Genomic DNA, 16,724 nt, shown 5'->3' on the forward strand with positions numbered 1-16,724 from the left:
GGGACCGATCGCCCGAGGATCATCCTGCTTCGGACCGATCGCCCGAGGATCATCCTGCTTCGGACCGATCGCCCGAGGATCATCCTGCTTCGGACCGATCGCCCGAGGATCATCCTGCTTCGGACCGATCGCCCGAGGATCATCCTGCTTCGGACCGATCGCCCGCGACGAATCCTGACCGGTCGGGCGGCTGCCCTGGACGGTGATGGCGGTCGGGTCCGGGGCCGGATCGGTGAAACCGCCGTCCGGGCCGGCGGCCGCGACGTGGGATCCGTCCGTCGTGTGCTCGCCGCCGGTGCGGGCGGCCGCGGACGGATCCGCGGCCTCCGCATGCGTGCCTGCCGTCGCGTCGCCCTCCGGACGCGGCACGCCCGGCTCCCGTCTGCCTTCGCTCATCGCGCGCAATCCCCCACTGGCCCTCAATGGCCGTCGCTGGACATCGCCCCCATCACCACCGTCATGAGCCATGACGCCGAGGGGCTGCTCATAATTAGCCACCGTTTGGCCGAGAGGTCCACCCCAGGGATATGACAGCAACGTCCCGATCTCGTACCGACCCCCCCGTCCAGAACCGCCCGGTCCGCCGGGGCGGTGGTGCCGAGGCGGGTGAACCCCCGGGTTGTGTATGGTCACGTCCCCTGCATCCGGCACGACCGTGCCTGACGTGAGAGGGGTCGGGATCGGTGTGAGACTGAGCGCGGAAGGGGTGATCCCCGTGCCTGACCCACCGCATGCGTCCGCCGGTTCCGACACTGCCGTCGACGAGAGCCGGCTGGAAGACCTGATCATAGAGGCGCAGACGGCGCTGCCGTTCGAACTGTCCGCCCTGGCGAACCGGTGCGCTGCGGCTCTCGGCCTGGACACCGTGCTGATCTACCTCGTCGACCTGCAACAACGGCTGCTGATCCCCCTCGACGAGGCCTTGGCGCCGCTGCCGGTGGCAGACTCGTCGGCCGGCTGGGCGTACCGCACCGTCTCCCCGCGGGTGGTCGACGCCGACGACGGCGTGATGGTCTGGATGCCTCTGGTCGACGGTGCGGAGCGGCTGGGCGTGCTGGCGGTGGGGACCGCCTCGCTCGACGGGGTACGGATGCGCCGCAGCAGGATGCTGGCCCATCTGTTCGCCATGCTGATCACCTCCAAGCGTGCCTACAGCGACTGGCTCGCCGCCCGCACCCGCACTACGGCCATGCGGTTGCCCGCCGAGATGCTGCGGGCTTTCCTGCCACCCCACACCATCGGCAGCAGCAAGTGTGTCTCGACCGCGGTCCTGGAACCGGCGTACGACATCGCCGGCGACGCCTTCGACCACTCGGTGGTCAAGAACGTGCTGCACACCATGATCCTCGACTCCATGGGTCACGATCTGACCGCCGGCCTGACCACGTCGGTCGCCATGGCGGCGGCACGGAACACCCGCCGCGGCGGTGGCGACCTGGCCGACGTCGTCGGCTCCGTCGACCAGGCGCTCACCCAGTGGCTGCCCGACCATTTCTGTACCGGCGTGCTGTGCCGGCTCGATGCGGTCACCGGCGTGCTGCACTGGGTCAACTGCGGTCACCCTCCGCCGCTGCTGATCCGTGCCGAGCGGGTGCTCGACGGGGCGCTCGACAGCCCCCCGGAGCCCCCGATCGGCCTGGCGGGCGAACTCGCCCCGGCAGCCCGGCAGGTCCACGAGACGACACTGAAACCGGGCGACCACGTCCTGCTCTACACCGACGGCGTCGTGGAGGCACGCGATGCGGACGGAGTGGAGTTCGGCCTCGACCGGTTCACTGACTTCATCATCCGCTCCTCCGCCGCCGGCCAACGCCCGGCCGAGGTGCTGCGGTTGCTCCTCCACGCCATCCTCGACCACCAGCGCAACCAGCTGCGGGACGACGCGACCATCCTGCTCTTCGAATGGCGCCCGCAGGGCCGGTGACGCGGCGCCGAGCCTCTCCTGCGCTCACGCGCAGTCTTCGAGCCCCGCCTCTTCCAGGTGGTGTCGCCCCACCCTCACTGAGCCAAGACCCTGAGGCAGCAGGTGAGTTCTCGGAAACAACGCGTTCACGACAGCGGGGACCGACGGTAACAACGGCTTTCTAGCGTGACCGGCCGTGGGATCAGAGTCGTATACACGGCCGCACGCGACTCATGACGGTCCGTCGGCTTCCCCGTCCTGCCGATGACGCCAAGCGGGGCTCTTCCCTTCATCGAAGCACCCGCACCGGCACATCGGGAGGCGCGACATGAGCACCACCGAGTCACAGCTGACAACGACAAGCACGACGAAAGCCGCCGAGGACCAGGCGGTCAGGGAGACGCTGGAGGACTACACCCTCCGTTTCGCTCCCCGCAGTTACCGCCGCTGGACCCCCATGGTCGTGGCGACCACCGCGCTCGGCGGCATCGCCTACATGGCCGACTTCTCCATCGGCGCCGGCATCGGCCTGGCGCACGGCACGGGCAACGCGCTGGTCGCCATCGCCGTGGCCGCCGTCGTCATCTTCATCACCGGCTTTCCTCTCGCCTACTACGGCGCCCGCTACAACATCGACCTCGACCTGATCACCCGCGGCTCCGGCTTCGGCTACTACGGCTCGGTATTGACCAGCGTCATCTTCGCCAGCTTCACCTTCATCTTCTTCGCCCTCGAAGGCTCGATCATGGCCCAGGGCCTCAAGCTCGGCCTCGGACTGCCGCTGTGGCTGGGCTACCTGGTCTCCACCTTCATGGTCATCCCGCTGGTGATCTACGGCATGAAGGCACTGAGCAAGCTCCAGGTGTGGACGACCCCGGTCTGGCTGCTGCTGATGGTCGGCCCACTGGTCTACCTCGTCGCCACCGACCCCGGCACGGTCGACCGCTTCCTCGCCTACACCGGCACGGACGGCGACGGCGCCGTCAACACCGCGTCCGTGTTGCTGGGTGCAGGCGTGTGTCTGTCGTTGATCGCGCAGATCGGCGAGCAGATCGACTACCTGCGCTTCATGCCGCCCAAGACCGAGGCCAACAAGCGCACGTGGTGGACCGCCGTGGTCATGGCCGGTCCCGGCTGGGTGGTGCTCGGCGCGCTGAAGCAGGCCATCGGCGTCTTCCTCGCCGTCTACATCCTCGCCAAGGTCGGCCCGGCCGCCGCGACCGAGCCGATCCAGCAGTTCCGCGGTGCCTTCGATGCGATGATGCCGTCCTGGATGGTCGTCCCGCTGGCCGTGGCGCTCGTCGTGATCAGCCAGATCAAGATCAACGTGACGAACGCGTACTCCGGTTCACTGGCGTGGACGAACTCCTTCACCCGCGTCACCAAGCACTACCCGGGCCGCATGGTCTTCGTCCTGGTCAACCTGGGCTTCGCGCTCGCCCTGATGGAAGCCGACATGTTCAGTTTCCTCAACAGCATCCTGGGCTTCTACTCGAACTGCGCCATCGCCTGGGTGGTCACCGTCGCCACCGACATCGGGATCAACAAATACCTGCTGAAGCTCTCCCCGCTCCAGCCGGAGTTCCGCCGGGGCATGCTCCACGCAGTCAACCCGGTCGGTGTCGTGTCCTTCATGGCCGCCTCCGGGCTGTCCATCGCCATGTACTTCCATCTGCTGGGCGATACTCTCCAGCCGTACTCCCCCGTCGCCGCGGCCGTGATCGCCTTCGTCCTGACCCCGCTGATGGCGATCGTCACCAAGGGCAAGTACTACCTCCGCCGCATCCACGACGGCATCGACGAGCCCCTGCTGGACGCGGACGGCAACCCGAGCGCACTCACCCTCGACTGCCACGTCTGCCACCAGCCGTACGAGCGCCCGGACCTGACCGCCTGCGCCACCCACGACGCGGTGGTGTGTTCCCTGTGTCTGAGCACGGACAAGGCCGGCGACCACGTGCTGCCGTCCGCGGCCTAACGCACACCCTGCTTCGAAGCGGAGCGCTGCGGGTCAGTCGTCCCCTCGCTGGCGTCGGATCCTGGCGGCCACGTCGTTCTGTTCCGTCTCCCACCAGGGGCGTACCCGTTCGGGGGACGGTGCCGGGCCGTGGTCCGCCGCGGGCGGGGCGGGGACGACGGCGAGTTCCGCGTCCAGGCGGCGGTCCAGCACCGCGGTCTGGGCCCGATCGGCGCGCGCCCACTGGAACAGGATCGCCAGCAGGAAGGGCAGCGCGACCAGTTCGGCGATGCTGAGCATCGCGCCGCCGCCGATCTGCTGGTCGTGCTGAACGTCCGGCGACCAGGACGGGGCATGGTGCAGATACCAGGCACCCGCGATCAGCGTGCCGTGCGTCATGACGACCACGCCCGGGACCGCATCGACGATGCCGTCCAGGAAGACCAGCGCCGCCCGCACCGGATGCGTGCACCAGGACGGCAGCGCCTCTTCGTGCGTCAGCACCGGTACGACGACCAGGCAGCCGGCCGCCAGCAGGTGCAGGTACATCAGCTCGTGCAGCCAGCCCACGCGCAGGGCAGTGGCGAAGTACGGCGTGAAGTAGACCGTCAGCTCGGTGCCCAGCACCAGGGCCGTACTTACCAGCGGGAACGTCAGCGTACGTACCAACCGGCCCGTCATCACCCGCCGGACCCGCCCCGCGGCCCTCTCCGGCAGCGCTTCGACGGCCAGGCGCAGCGGATCGCCGAGGGCCAGGCCCAGGGGCGCGACCAGATCGAGCAGGATGTTCTGCACGGCGGCCGGCCAGAACAGCACGTGGTCATACACGGCGAGCCCGGACATCGTGGCCGTCACCAGGCCCCCGAGCCCGATCAGCACGAAGGCGGCTGCACGGGCGGGCGGCCAGGGCTCGCCGCGCCCGAGCAGCCGGGCCACGCCCCAGCCGTAGAGCACGCCCAGGACCACGACCAGCAGCAGCGCGGGGAGGTCCAGTTGCCACGAGGACAGCAGACGGCCGGCGGTCAGTTCCGCGAGTTGGCCTGCCGATTGATCGGTCACCGCGTAACCAAGCATGCGGATTGCCCTCCTTCGGGTCTTATGGGGACGAGTCGCCTCCACTCCGCAGCGGGACGGTAGTCCCCCAGCGCCCCGGGATGGGACAGGGGGTCTCGCGATGCGCCGGGTAGCGAGGTCACGCCAGGCCGAACCAGCCGAGCACCGTCTGGACGAGCAGGATGGTGGACATGGCGGCGACGCCGACGACCACGGCGGTCGCGGCGATGCGGTAGCGCGGCCCGTTGGCGGCCTCGCCGAGGACGGAGCGGCGGTTGGTCAGCACCAGCAGGTAGACCAGCACGATCGGGCTGATCAGGCCCTGAAGGACCTGGGTGCCGATCAGCAGCTGGATGACATCGACCGGGGTCATCGCCACCGTGGCGCCCAGCACGATCTGGGCGGTGAACAGGCCCAGGAACAGCGGGGCGTCGCGGAAGCTGCGGGAGACGGAGCGTTCCACGCCGGCGGCCTCTCCTATGGCGTAGCTGGCGGAGAGCGGGACGACGGCTCCGGCCAGGGCGGAGGCGCCGATCAGGCCGAGCGCGAACAACAGCTCGGCGTTCTGCCCGGCGACCGGCTTGAGCGCCTCGGCCGCCTGGGCGGCGGAGTTCAGCGGGCCGGTGCCGCCGATCGCAGAGGCGGTGGCGATGATGATGGTCAGGCTGATGACACAGGCGAAGACCGCGCCGAGGACGGCGTCAGCACGGATGAGGGGGTAGTCGGCGGGCTTGGCACCCCGGTCCACGACGCCTGCGGCCGCGTAGAACTGCATGTACGGGCTGACCGTCGTACCGATCAGAGCGACCGCCAGCAGGATGAAGTCCTTGCTCGGCTCGACGTGCGGGACGACCAGGTGGTGGCCGACGGCGCCCCAGTGCGGGTGGCCGAGGATCATCGCGATGGGGTAGGCGAAGAACGCCAGCGACATGATGAGGAAGATGCGTTCGGCCCAGTGGTAGGAGCCGAACAGCACCAGCGCCCAGAGCAGGATCGCAGCGGGCGGGATGACCGCCCACTTGGGTACGCCGAGGAGTTCGAAGGCGGCGCCGATGCCCGCGAACTCGCTCACCACCAGGCCCGTGTTGGCCAGCAGCAGGCAGAACACGGCGAGGGCGGTCAGGCGCAGGCTGAACTGCTCACGGATCAGCGCGCCGAGGCCCTTGCCGGTGTGGGCCCCGAGGCGGACGGCCATCTCCTGCACCATCACCAGGGCGAGGGTGACCAGGACCATGAAGAAAAGGGTTCCGTAGGTGAACTGGGAGCCGGCCGAGGCGTAGGTGGCGATGCCGGCGGCGTCGTTGCCCGCGTTCGCGGCGACCAGGCCGGGGCCCGCGATCGCCGCGACCATGGTGAGGCGCCGCCAGCCGGTACGGCGCGCCGGTGCCGCTGTCGGGGCGGTGACGGTGTCCAGGTCGTGGGTCACTGCAGGAACCTCCGGAAGTGCAGGCGCCCGCGCTCGGGCAGCATGGCGTCGAGCAGGTCGTCGGCCAGGATCCGGCCGATCGGGCGGTCCCCGTCGTCGACCACCAGCAGCGAGGAGGCGCGGGCGGCCACCAACTGATCGGCCGCCTCGGCCAGCGGGGTGTCGGCGTGGACGGTGACGGGCGGGCCGAACTGGGCCAGCCAGACGAGCAGATCGGCCACGGGCGACGTGTCCTCGGCCACCGCCAGGTCGAACAGTGCGATGTCGCACAGCAGCCGGTCGTGGTCGTCCACGACGGCGACGGCGTCGATCTCGGTGCGGTGCTCGGCCTGTTCGGCCAGCCGGGCCCGTACTTGGGCGACGGTCTCGTCCCCGTGGGCGGTGACCAGCAGGGTGGTCATCGCGCCGCCCGCGGTGCCCTCCCGGTGGGTCAGCAGCCGGCGCAGTTCCGCCGCCTCGCCGGTCGGCATACGGCGCAGCAGGTTCTCGCGCTCCTCGGGGGTCAGGTCGCGCAGGGCGTCGGTGGCCTCGTCCGGTTCCATCTCGTCGACCAGCCGGGCCGCGTGGTCGGGAGCCGCCTCGCGCAGGAGGTTCTCGAGTTCGGCCGGTTCCATCTCCTCCAGCGCGTCGGCGGCCTGCTCCGGCTCCAGCCAACCGAGCAGCTGCTGGCGCTCGCTGCGGCCGAGGTCTTCGAGGATGTCGGCCAGATCGGCCGGGCGCAGCCGTCGCAGGGCGGTCCGGGAGGCGCGCAGCCGTACCTCGGGCGGTCCGTCGGTGGCCTGCTCGGCGAACGGGGCGACGGCCTGCCAGTCCAGCACCCGCTCCGGGGTCGGCCGGGCCTGCCAGCGGCGGGGGCCGAGCCGCCGCAGCAGGGTGGGCAGCGATACGTCCACGCCGACCAGCAGCACGCGGTCCACCAGGGGCGCGAGGTAGAGGTCGGCGGCGCGGGTGACCTGGACGCCGTCGACGTCGACCAGTTGGTGGTCGAGGACGTCGCGGGCGAGCAGGACCTCGCCGGGGCGGCGGACGAAGTCGCGCAGGTCCACCCGGGCGGTACGCAGCCGCACGTGCCCGGCGTGCACCTTGCTGATGGCGTCCGCGGCCAGGAACGTGCGCCGTCGCCCGATGCGCAGGATCAGCCCGGTGACCGGCGGATACGGATCCGGCCCGTACAGGCGGGCTACGACGTCGACGACACGGCCGACCTCCTCGCCGGCCTGGTTGGTGACCGGTCCGCCGACCAGTCCGGCCAGCGAGACGAGCGAGGTGCGGACCGCCTTGGAGGCGGTGGCGCGGCGCTCCAGGGTCCCCCGGCGGTCGCGAAGACGGGCCGAGGTGGACATGAGCAGCGTGTTGACGGACAAGGTGAACACCCCCTTGCCCCTGCATGACGGGGCAGCGGGCGGGCCACGGCAGCGCCGTCTCCCCCGCCGAGGGCCGCACGACACACAAGTGCCCCGCAACTCCGGGCGGTCCGATGACGGCCGCCGGGCGGATCAGGTAAGCAGGAGGGAGAAGACGGGCTGCCCCGGGCCGCGGAAGGACGGCGAGGACAACGCGGAAAGGGGCCGACTATGACCCGGACTGCTGTCCAATTCCGCCTCCTCCCGATCCCGGCCACACTCGCGACGCTGCGGCCGAACGGCAAGGGGCAACCGGGCAGCTGGGCCCGGCGCACCCCAACTCGTCAGAGCTTTGGCACTCCACGGCGTATCCCGTACGTACGGGGAAGCCACTTGGGGTCACCCCTTGGGCCGGGGAGACCTGTCCTGATCCGGAGCGTCTCTCGACGGGTGGGATCAGTGGCCTGTGTCCGTGAAGACGCCTCACCGAACGAGGTGTCCTGTCGAAACCGCGTCAACCATACGCCCCCGCCACCCCGCCCTCCCCACCCATGACCGGCGCTTGACCTCGTGCCTACGCGACCGTGACCGTCCCTGGCTCCGCCCCGGTGGCGGACAGGGCGCGGTTGCGGCGCTCGAGCACGTCCGGCGAGGCGACGACGGCGTCCGCGTCAGCCACATCGCTACGCTCGCCGACCAAGGCGACCAAGGCGACCAAGGCGACCAAGGCGACCAAGCGTCAACATGTCCCCGCCTGCCCATTCTGAGCAACGCAACAGACGACCACGGCTGGACCGCCGCCTGGCACGTCGACCTGACGGATGCCAAGGGCGAGGACCCCGAGGTCACCGTCGACGCGAAGACCGGCAAGGTCACGGCCACCAAGGCTGACGACGGGCGGAACGACAGCGACAGCACCTCCGGCGACCACGACGAGGGCTGACAGCAGATCACCGGCATCACAGAAACCGGGCGGGGACCGCTCCGGCGGACACCCCGCCTGGTCACACCGCGCGACCTCGCGGGCAGGCCGTGCCGCTCGCTCCGGGCCACGCTGCCAGGCGGGGGCTGTCGTGGATCACGGAGTCAGCGATGCCGAAGCCCGAGCCGACGAGGAACCGGTCGTCCCTGCGACACAAGCTCCGCTGCGCCCTGCGGCACCCCGCACGGGTCCCTCTCTCTCCCTGCGCCGACTGCTCGGGACACCTGGCTGGGCCTGCGCCACCGCGACCACGTCGGGTACTACCGCGCCGTCATCAGGCGGACACCGCACGCAGCCCGGAGCGGGCCGTCGGAAGCCGTTCGGAGGAGCGGTGGCTGGCGCTGCTGGGCCTGCAGTTCGACTGCCTCGTAGAGCACGGTCTGAGGCCGCAGGACCGGATGCTGGAGATCGGCTGCGGGAACCTGCGCGCGGGGTGGCGGTTCATCGACCACCTCGAACCCGGCCACTCCTACGGGATCGACATCTCACCGGACATCCTCCTCGAGGCGCAGCACACCCTCGTCCGCCGGGGCCTGCAGGCCCGCCTCGCCCACCTGGCCCTCGTCGAGAACCTGGTGCTCGACTTCCTGCCCTCGCGCTGGTTCACCGTGGTGCACGCCCACAGCGTCTTCTCGCACTCGCCACTGGACGTGATCGACGAGTGCACGACTCCCGCACGGCCAGTCGAAGATCCGGGTCACGGACGCGGCGACGTAGCAGCGCCGCAGGCGTGTCGTGCGGTGATCACACCACCTGGAAGCTGGCCATCATCGCCATGTCCTCGTGTTCCAGGTTGTGGCAGTGCAGCATGTACCGGCCGCGGTAGCCGCGGAAGCGGACCAGCACGTCGACGACCTCGTAGGGGCGGACGTCGACCGTGTCCTTCCAGCCGGCGTCCGTCGGCTCGGGCGCCCGGCCGCCGCGCGACAGGACCTGGAAGTGGGCCAAGTGCAGATGCACCGGGTGGTGGAAGTCGCTGGTGAAGCGCCAGCGTTCGACGGTGCCGAGGCGCGGGCGGGCCATCACCTCCGAGCTGCTGAAGGGGCGGCCGTTGATGGTCCACGCGTCGTCGGAGCGGCGGAAGTCGAAATGGCGGGTGGCGACGGCGGATGCCGGGTGCAGGGCTGTGTAACGGGAGAGGCGGGCCGGGATGTGGCTGACGTCCTTCTCCTTGCGGACGACACGGAAGCGCATGACCTGGCGCATACGGCCGTGCACCGCAGTGTTGACCAGGGTGACGTGGCTGCCCACCGGCGACCAGTGGATCAGCGAGGTCCGTGCCGACACCCTCGGCCACGCGCTCCCGCCCGACCCCTCCTCGGACCGGCTCAGCCGCATCGACGCCTACCTCGTCCTCGACTTCTACGCCTGCCCCCTCCCCCGTCGGGTCACTCACCGAAACAGGAGCACCACATGTCCAGCACCACCCTCGACTTCTCCGGCCAGAAGGTCGTCGTCACCGGCCGCACGCAGGCAAGCGCCGACGAGGCAGCGGCTGCCCTGTCCTCCCACGGCAAGGCCGTCGGCCTGGCGGCCGACCTGGCCGACCCCGTGGCCGTCGACCGCCTGCGCATCGTCCTCAACGACCAGCACGCCGACGCCACCCTCCTCGTCAACGCGGCCGGTGTCTTCGCACCGAAGTCCTTCCTGGAGCACACGCCCGAGGACTACGACCGCTACCACGCCATCAACCGGGCCTTCTTCCCCCTCACCCGGACGATCGTCGGCGACATGATCGACCGCGGCGCGAAGGGAGCCGTCGTCAACATCGGCTCCATGTGGGCTCACCAGGCCGTCGCCGCCACGCCCTCGTCGGCGTACTCGATGGCCAAGGCCGGACTGCACGCGCTCACCCAGCACCTTGCGATGGAACTCGCCTCGCACGGCATCCGCGTCAACGCGGTCGCCCCGGCCGTCGTGCGCACCCCGATCTACGAGGAGTTCATTCCCAAGGCGGAGGTCGACTCCGCACTCGACGGCTTCAACACCTTCCACCCCCTCGGCCGCACCGGCACCCCCGACGACGTCGCCGCCACCGTCGCCTTCCTCCTCTCCAGCCGGACCGACTGGGTCACCGGCGCCATCTGGGACATCGACGGCGGAGTCATGGCCGGACGCAACTGACCAGCGCCCCCTCCCACTCGCGCGCCGTCCCCAGGCGGCGACGCCCGGGCCGTGGCCGTGGCCGTGGCACTGACCACCCAGTGCGCCTACTGCATCGAGACCACCATGATCGCGGCCGCCCTGCGGGCCGGCGGTGGCACCTCGGGGCCGACCAGGTCCTGTCATCAGAATCAGCGTCGAACGAGCCTCAACCATCGCCTCGGAACTCATCAGGAGAAGAGTCCACGGGCGCCCGGCCCACTGCGCTCTCTTGGAAAAGCCGCAGGCAGCACGCTCACGCGGCCCCGTCGTCCTCGACCGGATAGGGCACGAACGTGCTGCTGTTCTGATCGATGAGCAGCGAACGCCCCAGCGGGGGCACGGCCCGCTGCGAACAGCCGAGGCGTTCGCAGACCCGGCAGCCCATGCCGATCGGGGTCGCGGCGGAGGCGTTGGCCAGGTCGAGGCCGTCGGAGTAGACGAGACGGTGGGCATGACGGATTTCGCAGCCGAGCCCGATGGCATAGGTCCTGCCGGGTTCACCCCAGCCGCCGCGGTGCCGGGTGACCGCGCGGGCGGTCCACAAGTAGCGCTGTCCGTCGGGCATTTCGGCGATCTGGACATGGATGCGGCCAGGGGCGGCGAACGCCTCGTAGACGTTCCACAGCGGGCAGGTACCGCCGGCCCGGGAGAACGGGAAGCCACTCGCCGACTGTCGCTTGGACAGGTTGCCGGCCCGATCCACACGGACGAAGGAGAACGGCACCCCGCGCAGCCGGGGGCGTTGCAGGGTGCTCAGCCTGTGGCAGACGGTTTCGTAGCCGAGGCTGTAGTGGTCGGTGAGGCGTTCGATGTCGTAGCGCGCCTCTTCGGCTGCCGTGTGGAACGCGGTGTACGGCAGGATCAGCGCGGCGGCGAAGTAGTTGGCGATGCCGATGCGGGCCAACGCGTGGGAGGCCGAGCCGGGCGCGAAGTCCTCGGCGGCCTGCCGGCCGAGGATTTCGCCGTGTTCCAGCAGGGCCAGCTGGGTCGCCATCCGGAAGGCACGCTGACCGGGCCGCAACCTCGGGGACAGATGGAGGGTGCGGCTTCTCCCGTCGTAGCGGTGCAGCCGTTCGCCGGGCTCGGCGGCGAGATGGATGCCGTGGGCGTCGGCGAGTCTTCTGGTGAGTGCCCCGATCACCTCGCCCGGCCGGATGCCGATCTCCCCAGCCAGTCGCTCGGCCGCGAGGTCACTGTCGTGGAGATAGTTCTGCCGGCGGTAGAAGAAGTCCCGGATCTCCTCGTGGGGTGAGGACGCAGCTCCCCGGTCGCCGTCCCGGCCGTCCGTCACCCCGGCCAGACGCTCGGACAGCCGCTGATTGCGGCGACCGAGGTCGAGCAGGACCTGAGCGACGGCAGGCAGACGGGCAGCGAGATCACCGAGGTCGGCGGCCGTGACGCCGCCCTCGGCCATCTCCCCGGCGAGCGCCTCGCGCAGGTCGGCCAACAGCCGAGCCGTGTCACGCTCGGAGAAGAAACCCGGGTCGACGCCGAACGCCTCGGTCAGCCGCAGCAGGACCGGCACGGTGAGCGGACGGGAGTCGTGCTCCATCTGGTTCAGATAGCTCGGCGAGATCTCCAGTACACGGGCGAGTTCGGCCTGGCTCATCCGGCGTTCCTCACGCAGCCGTCGCAGTCGCGCGCCCGCGTACGTCTTGCTCACCGACCGCTCCTCCACACCCGGGACCCGATCCCGTCAGCGTACGGGACCGACCCCCGGCTGCAACCTTCGCAAGGTTGGCAAAAACCGGCGCGAAGATTCGCAGAAGTTGGCATCGATCCACCATTGATGGCACTCGGTGCCAGTGCCAAAGTCGTAGTGCGGCCCGCCGGACACCGGCAGGAACAGTCCGGAACCGGGGCACGATTTCTGCCCTGACGTCGGAGATCCCGGCAGCGGTGGCGGCCTGTATCGGCAGCATTGCTCAGCTTCGCCCTCCAGGGTGACGGCGGGCCGCATCCCGTACAACGACACGCAGTGCCAATCCTGCTTCATTGGGCGGCGGGATTGGCAGCCGGCACAGACCGAGGAGACGTGACAGGCATGGCAGGAGCAAGGACGCAGGCGGCCGATGAACTCGCGCAGCGCTGGGCCACCGACCCGCGCTGGCAGGGCATCGACCGCACCTACAGCGCCGACGACGTCGTACGGCTCTCCGGCAGCGTCCGTGAAGAGCACACCCTGGCCTGGCGCGGCGCCGAGCGGCTGTGGCGCCAACTGCACGAGCAGGACTACGTCCACGCGCTCGGCGCCCTCACCGGCGGGCAGGCCGTCCAGCAGGTCAGGGCCGGCCTCCAGGCCATCTACCTGTCCGGCTGGCAGGTCGCCGCCGACGCCAACCAGGCCGGCCACACCTACCCCGACCAGAGCCTCTACCCCGCCAACTCCGTACCCCAGGTGGTCCGACGGATCAACAACGCGCTGCCGCGCGCCGACCAGATCGCCACCGCCGAGAACGACGGCGACACCACCGACTGGCTCGCGCCGATCGTCGCCGACGCGGAGGCCGGGTTCGGCGGTCCGCTCAACGCCTTCGAGCTGACCAAGGCGATGATCGCGGCCGGCGCCGCCGGCATCCACTACGAGGACCAGCTCGCCTCGGAGAAGAAGTGCGGTCACCTCGGCGGCAAGGTCCTGGTGCCGACCTCCCAGCACATCCGCACCCTGAACGCGGCCCGCCTCGCGGCCGACATCGCCGACGTGCCCACTGTCATCATCGCCCGCACCGACGCCCTAGCCGCCAACCTGCTCACCAGCGACATCGACGAGCGCGACGCCGAGTTCGTCACCGGCGAGCGCACGGCCGAGGGCTTCTACCGCGTCCGCAACGGCATGGCCCCCGTCATCGCCCGAGGGCTGGCCTACGCCCCATACGCCGATCTGATCTGGGTCGAGACCGGCACCCCGGACCTCGCCCAGGCACGGGAGTTCGCCGAGGCGATCCACGCGCGGTACCCGGACCAGATGCTCGCCTACAACTGCTCCCCCTCCTTCAACTGGAGGGCCGCCCTGGACGACGACCAGATCGCCAAGTTCCAGCGGGAACTGGGCGCGATGGGCTACCGCTTCCAGTTCATCACGCTGGCCGGCTTCCACTCCCTCAACCACGGCATGTTCGACCTCGCGCGCGGCTACGCCGAGCACGGCATGACCGCCTATGTCGACCTGCAGGAACGGGAGTTCGCCGCCCAGGAGCACGGCTTCACCGCCGTCAGGCACCAGCGCGAGGTCGGCACCGGCTACTTCGACCTCGTCTCCACCGCCGTCAACCCCGCCTCCTCCACCACCGCCCTGGCCGGCTCCACGGAGGAAGAGCAGTTCCACTAGGCCGCCAGGCCACACTCCCCGCGGCCGGCCGGCCCTCGGCCGAGCGGAGGGCGGACGACCGTCTCCGTCCCCCTCCGCTCCCATCCCTCAGGAGAGCCCGATGTCCACCACCACCGCACTCACCCACGACGTCCGTGTCCTCGCACCTTCCGGCCACCGCCACGACGAGGTCCTCACCCCCGCAGCCCTCGATTTCCTCGGCCGGCTCGCCGCCGCATTCGGCAAGCGCCGCCAGGAACTCCTCAAGGAACGCCGACGGCAGGCGCTGCGACTGGCGTCGGGCTCTCCGCTCGACTTCCCCATGGTCACGTCCGCCGTCCGCGCCGACCCCTCCTGGCGCATCGCCCCGCTCGCGCCGGGCCTGAGCGACAGGCGCGTGGAGATCACCGGACCGCCCGACCGCCGTATGACCGTCAACGCGCTGAACTCCGGCGCGAAGGTGTGGATGGCCGACTTCGAGGACGCCACCGCACCCCTGTGGGAGAACGTCATCGGCGGCCAGCTCAACCTGCTCGACGCCATCGAGCGCCGGATCGACTTCACCACACCCGAAGGCAAGGAGTACCGGCTCGGCGAACAGCTCGCCACCATCATGGTCCGGCCGCGCGGCTGGCACCTGGACGAGGAGCACCTGGAATACGACGGCCGCCCTGTGCCCGCCTCGCTCGTCGACTTCGGCCTGTACTTCTTCCACTGCGCCCAGCACCAGATCGACGCCGGACTCGGCCCGTACTTCTACCTCCCCAAGCTGGAGAACCGCTACGAGGCCCGTCTCTGGAACGACGTGTTCCTGCTGGCCCAGGAACTGCTCGGCATCCCCTCGGGCACGATCCGCGCCACCGTCCTCATCGAGACGATCACCGCCGCGTTCGAGATGGAGGAGATCCTCTACGAGCTGCGCGAGCACAGCTGCGGCCTCAACGCGGGCCGCTGGGACTACCTGTTCAGCCTCATCAAGACCTTCGGCCACCGCAGCGACTTCCTCCTTCCGGACCGGGCGAAGGTGACCATGACGGCCCCGTTCCTGAGGGCCTACACCGAGCTGCTTGTGCGGACCTGCCACAAGCGCGGCGCTCACGCCATCGGCGGCATGGCCGCCCACGTGCCGGGCAAGGACCCGGCCGCGGACGAGGCCGCCCTCGCCAAGGTCCGGCTGGACAAGGAGCGCGAGGCCGAGGACGGCTTCGACGGATCCTGGGTCGCCCACCCCGCGCTCGTCCCCGTCTGCCGCGAGGTCTTCGACGGCGTACTCGCCGACCGCCCCCACCAGCTCGACCGCACCCGCGACGACGTGGAGGTGACCCACTCCGACCTCCTGTCGGTGCGCCGGATCAGCGGTCCGCCCACGCCGGAGGGCGTGCGCACCAACATCGCCGTCGCCCTGCGCTACTTCGCCGCCTGGCTGCGCGGTCAGGGTGCGGTCGCGCTGTACGGCCTGAGGGAAGATGCGGCCACAGCCGAGATCGCCCGCGTGCAGATCGGGCAGTGGCTGCGGCACCGGGTGATCGATCGGGAAACCGTGGTCGGACTGCTCGACGACGAGATCGCCGCCCTGGGCGCCGAGTACCCCTACGCGCCCGTCGAGGACATTCGCGCCCTGTTCGAACGGACCGCGCTCACCGGCGAGCTGCCCCTGTTCTTCACGCCGGACGCCTACAGCCGGCACCTCGTGCGCCGAACGGAGGTCGGAGCATGAGCGGGGACATCCGGCGCGTCGGTGTGGTCGGCGGCGGTCAGATGGGCGCCGGTATCGCCGAAGTCTGCGCCCGGGCCGGGCTCGACACGGTGGTGTGCGAAGCGGACGCGGTGGCGGCCCGCGCCGCCCGTGACCGGGTTGCGGCCTCGCTCGACCGTGCCGTGCGGCGTGGCAAGGTGACGAACGACGGCGCCCGGGACGCCCTTGCCCGGATGGCCTTCAGCGGCAGCCTCGACGGCCTCGCCGACCGGCAGCTGGTGGTCGAGGCCGTCGTGGAGAACCCGGACGTCAAGACCGAGGTGTTCGCCGCCCTCGACAAGATCGTCGAGGATCCGGAAGCCGTGCTGGCCTCCAACACCTCGTCCCTGCCGATCATGCGACTGGGCATGGCGACCGGCCGCGCGGACCGGGTCGTGGGCCTGCACTTCTTCAACCCCGTCCCCGTCCTGCCGCTGGTGGAGGTCGTGACCTCTCTGCACACCTCGGCCGCGACCGTCGCCGCCGTCGAGGACTTCGCGGTCCGCATCCTCGGCAAGACCGTGATCCGCTCCCAGGACCGGGCCGGCTTCGTCGTCAACGCCCTGCTCATCCCCTACCTGCTGTCCGCGGTCCGGATGGCGGAATCCGGTTTCGCCACCGCCGCGGACATCGACACGGGCATGGAGTCGGGTTGTGCCCACCCGATGGGCCCGCTGAAGCTCGCGGATCTGATCGGCCTGGACACCGTCGCCTCGATCGCCGAGTCGCTCTACGACGAGTTCCGTGAGCCCGTCTACGCCCCGCCGACGCTGCTCCAGCGGATGGTGGAGGCGGGACTGCTCGGCCGGAAGGCCGGACGGGGGTTCCACACCTACGACCAGGACTGAGGGCCTGGTTGTGCGCGGGCTGAGG

General features: G+C 70.3%; 12 protein-coding genes, 2 pseudogenes and 1 riboswitch. Of the genes and pseudogenes, 8 read left to right on the forward strand and 6 right to left on the reverse strand.

All coding sequences use genetic code 11. The features are described 5' to 3' along the window. Positions 1-396 (reverse strand): annotated as a pseudogene (locus tag AQI88_RS00345) (hypothetical protein); the annotation flags it as partial. Positions 397-706: 310 nt separating this feature from the next. Between AQI88_RS00345 and AQI88_RS00350 the strand changes: the two are divergent. Both AQI88_RS00350 and AQI88_RS00355 read left to right on the forward strand, forming a co-directional pair. Further along, on the forward strand, positions 707-1,924 hold the full coding sequence (locus AQI88_RS00350) for a PP2C family protein-serine/threonine phosphatase (RefSeq protein ID WP_244183996.1): 1,218 nt from the start codon (positions 707-709) through the stop codon (positions 1,922-1,924). Between the two features lie 307 nt (positions 1,925-2,231). Next, on the forward strand, positions 2,232-3,881 hold the full coding sequence (locus AQI88_RS00355; RefSeq protein WP_066989861.1) for an allantoin permease: 1,650 nt from the start codon (positions 2,232-2,234) through the stop codon (positions 3,879-3,881). 33 nt (positions 3,882-3,914) lie between these two features. Here AQI88_RS00355 and AQI88_RS00360 read toward each other — a convergent pair whose 3' ends face one another. From AQI88_RS00360 to AQI88_RS00370, 3 genes are all read right to left on the reverse strand, one after another. Then, positions 3,915-4,934, reverse strand: coding sequence for a cytochrome c oxidase assembly protein (locus tag AQI88_RS00360; RefSeq protein WP_066989864.1), 1,020 nt, complete (start codon positions 4,932-4,934; stop codon positions 3,915-3,917). 118 nt (positions 4,935-5,052) lie between these two features. Beyond that, on the reverse strand, positions 5,053-6,339 hold the full coding sequence (locus tag AQI88_RS00365; RefSeq protein ID WP_244183997.1) for an NRAMP family divalent metal transporter: 1,287 nt from the start codon (positions 6,337-6,339) through the stop codon (positions 5,053-5,055). After that, on the reverse strand, positions 6,336-7,703 hold the full coding sequence (locus tag AQI88_RS00370; RefSeq protein WP_066991499.1) for a magnesium transporter MgtE N-terminal domain-containing protein: 1,368 nt from the start codon (positions 7,701-7,703) through the stop codon (positions 6,336-6,338). The genes AQI88_RS00365 and AQI88_RS00370 overlap by 4 nt, the downstream gene beginning before the upstream one ends. A 307-nt stretch (positions 7,704-8,010) precedes the next feature. Continuing rightward, positions 8,011-8,184: riboswitch (M-box (ykoK) riboswitch) on the reverse strand. Between the two features lie 60 nt (positions 8,185-8,244). Here AQI88_RS00370 and AQI88_RS00375 point away from each other — a divergent pair. Together AQI88_RS00375 and AQI88_RS47340 are read left to right on the forward strand one after the other, a co-directional pair. Next, the gene (locus tag AQI88_RS00375) at positions 8,245-8,625 is read left to right on the forward strand and encodes a PepSY domain-containing protein (RefSeq protein WP_066989867.1); all 381 of its coding nucleotides are present in this window, start codon (positions 8,245-8,247) and stop codon (positions 8,623-8,625) included. A gap of 149 nt (positions 8,626-8,774) precedes the next feature. Then, positions 8,775-9,362, forward strand: a pseudogene (locus tag AQI88_RS47340) (class I SAM-dependent methyltransferase); the annotation flags it as partial. 46 nt (positions 9,363-9,408) lie between these two features. On the opposite strand, the gene AQI88_RS00385 reads toward AQI88_RS47340, so the two are convergent. Further along, positions 9,409-9,951 (reverse strand): multicopper oxidase domain-containing protein, encoded by a 543-nt coding sequence (locus AQI88_RS00385; RefSeq protein ID WP_244183998.1) that lies wholly within the window; start codon positions 9,949-9,951, stop codon positions 9,409-9,411. A 126-nt stretch (positions 9,952-10,077) separates the two neighbouring features. On the opposite strand from AQI88_RS00385, the gene AQI88_RS00390 reads away from it, so the two are divergent. Beyond that, positions 10,078-10,788: an SDR family NAD(P)-dependent oxidoreductase gene (locus AQI88_RS00390; protein WP_066989873.1), complete on the forward strand. Its 711-nt coding sequence runs from the start codon at positions 10,078-10,080 to the stop codon at positions 10,786-10,788. A gap of 274 nt (positions 10,789-11,062) precedes the next feature. On the opposite strand, the gene AQI88_RS00395 is transcribed toward AQI88_RS00390, so the two are convergent. Next, a complete protein-coding gene (locus AQI88_RS00395) occupies positions 11,063-12,472 on the reverse strand; it encodes a short-chain fatty acyl-CoA regulator family protein (protein WP_066989876.1) in 1,410 nt (469 codons plus the stop codon). Positions 12,473-12,853: 381 nt separating this feature from the next. Here AQI88_RS00395 and aceA point away from each other — a divergent pair, with 381 nt between their 5' ends. From aceA to AQI88_RS00410, 3 genes are all read left to right on the forward strand, one after another. Beyond that, complete coding sequence (aceA, locus tag AQI88_RS00400) at positions 12,854-14,137, forward strand: isocitrate lyase (RefSeq protein ID WP_066989879.1); 1,284 nt, start codon at positions 12,854-12,856, stop codon at positions 14,135-14,137. 100 nt (positions 14,138-14,237) lie between these two features. Beyond that, a complete protein-coding gene (aceB, locus tag AQI88_RS00405) occupies positions 14,238-15,833 on the forward strand; it encodes a malate synthase A (protein ID WP_066989882.1) in 1,596 nt (531 codons plus the stop codon). Beyond that, positions 15,830-16,699: a 3-hydroxybutyryl-CoA dehydrogenase gene (locus AQI88_RS00410; protein WP_066989885.1), complete on the forward strand. Its 870-nt coding sequence runs from the start codon at positions 15,830-15,832 to the stop codon at positions 16,697-16,699. The genes aceB and AQI88_RS00410 overlap by 4 nt, the downstream gene beginning before the upstream one ends. Positions 16,700-16,724: the final 25 nt, after the last annotated feature.

Origin of the sequence: Streptomyces cellostaticus, from assembly GCF_001513965.1 — a bacterium.
Taxonomy (GTDB): Bacteria; Actinomycetota; Actinomycetes; order Streptomycetales; family Streptomycetaceae; genus Streptomyces; species Streptomyces cellostaticus.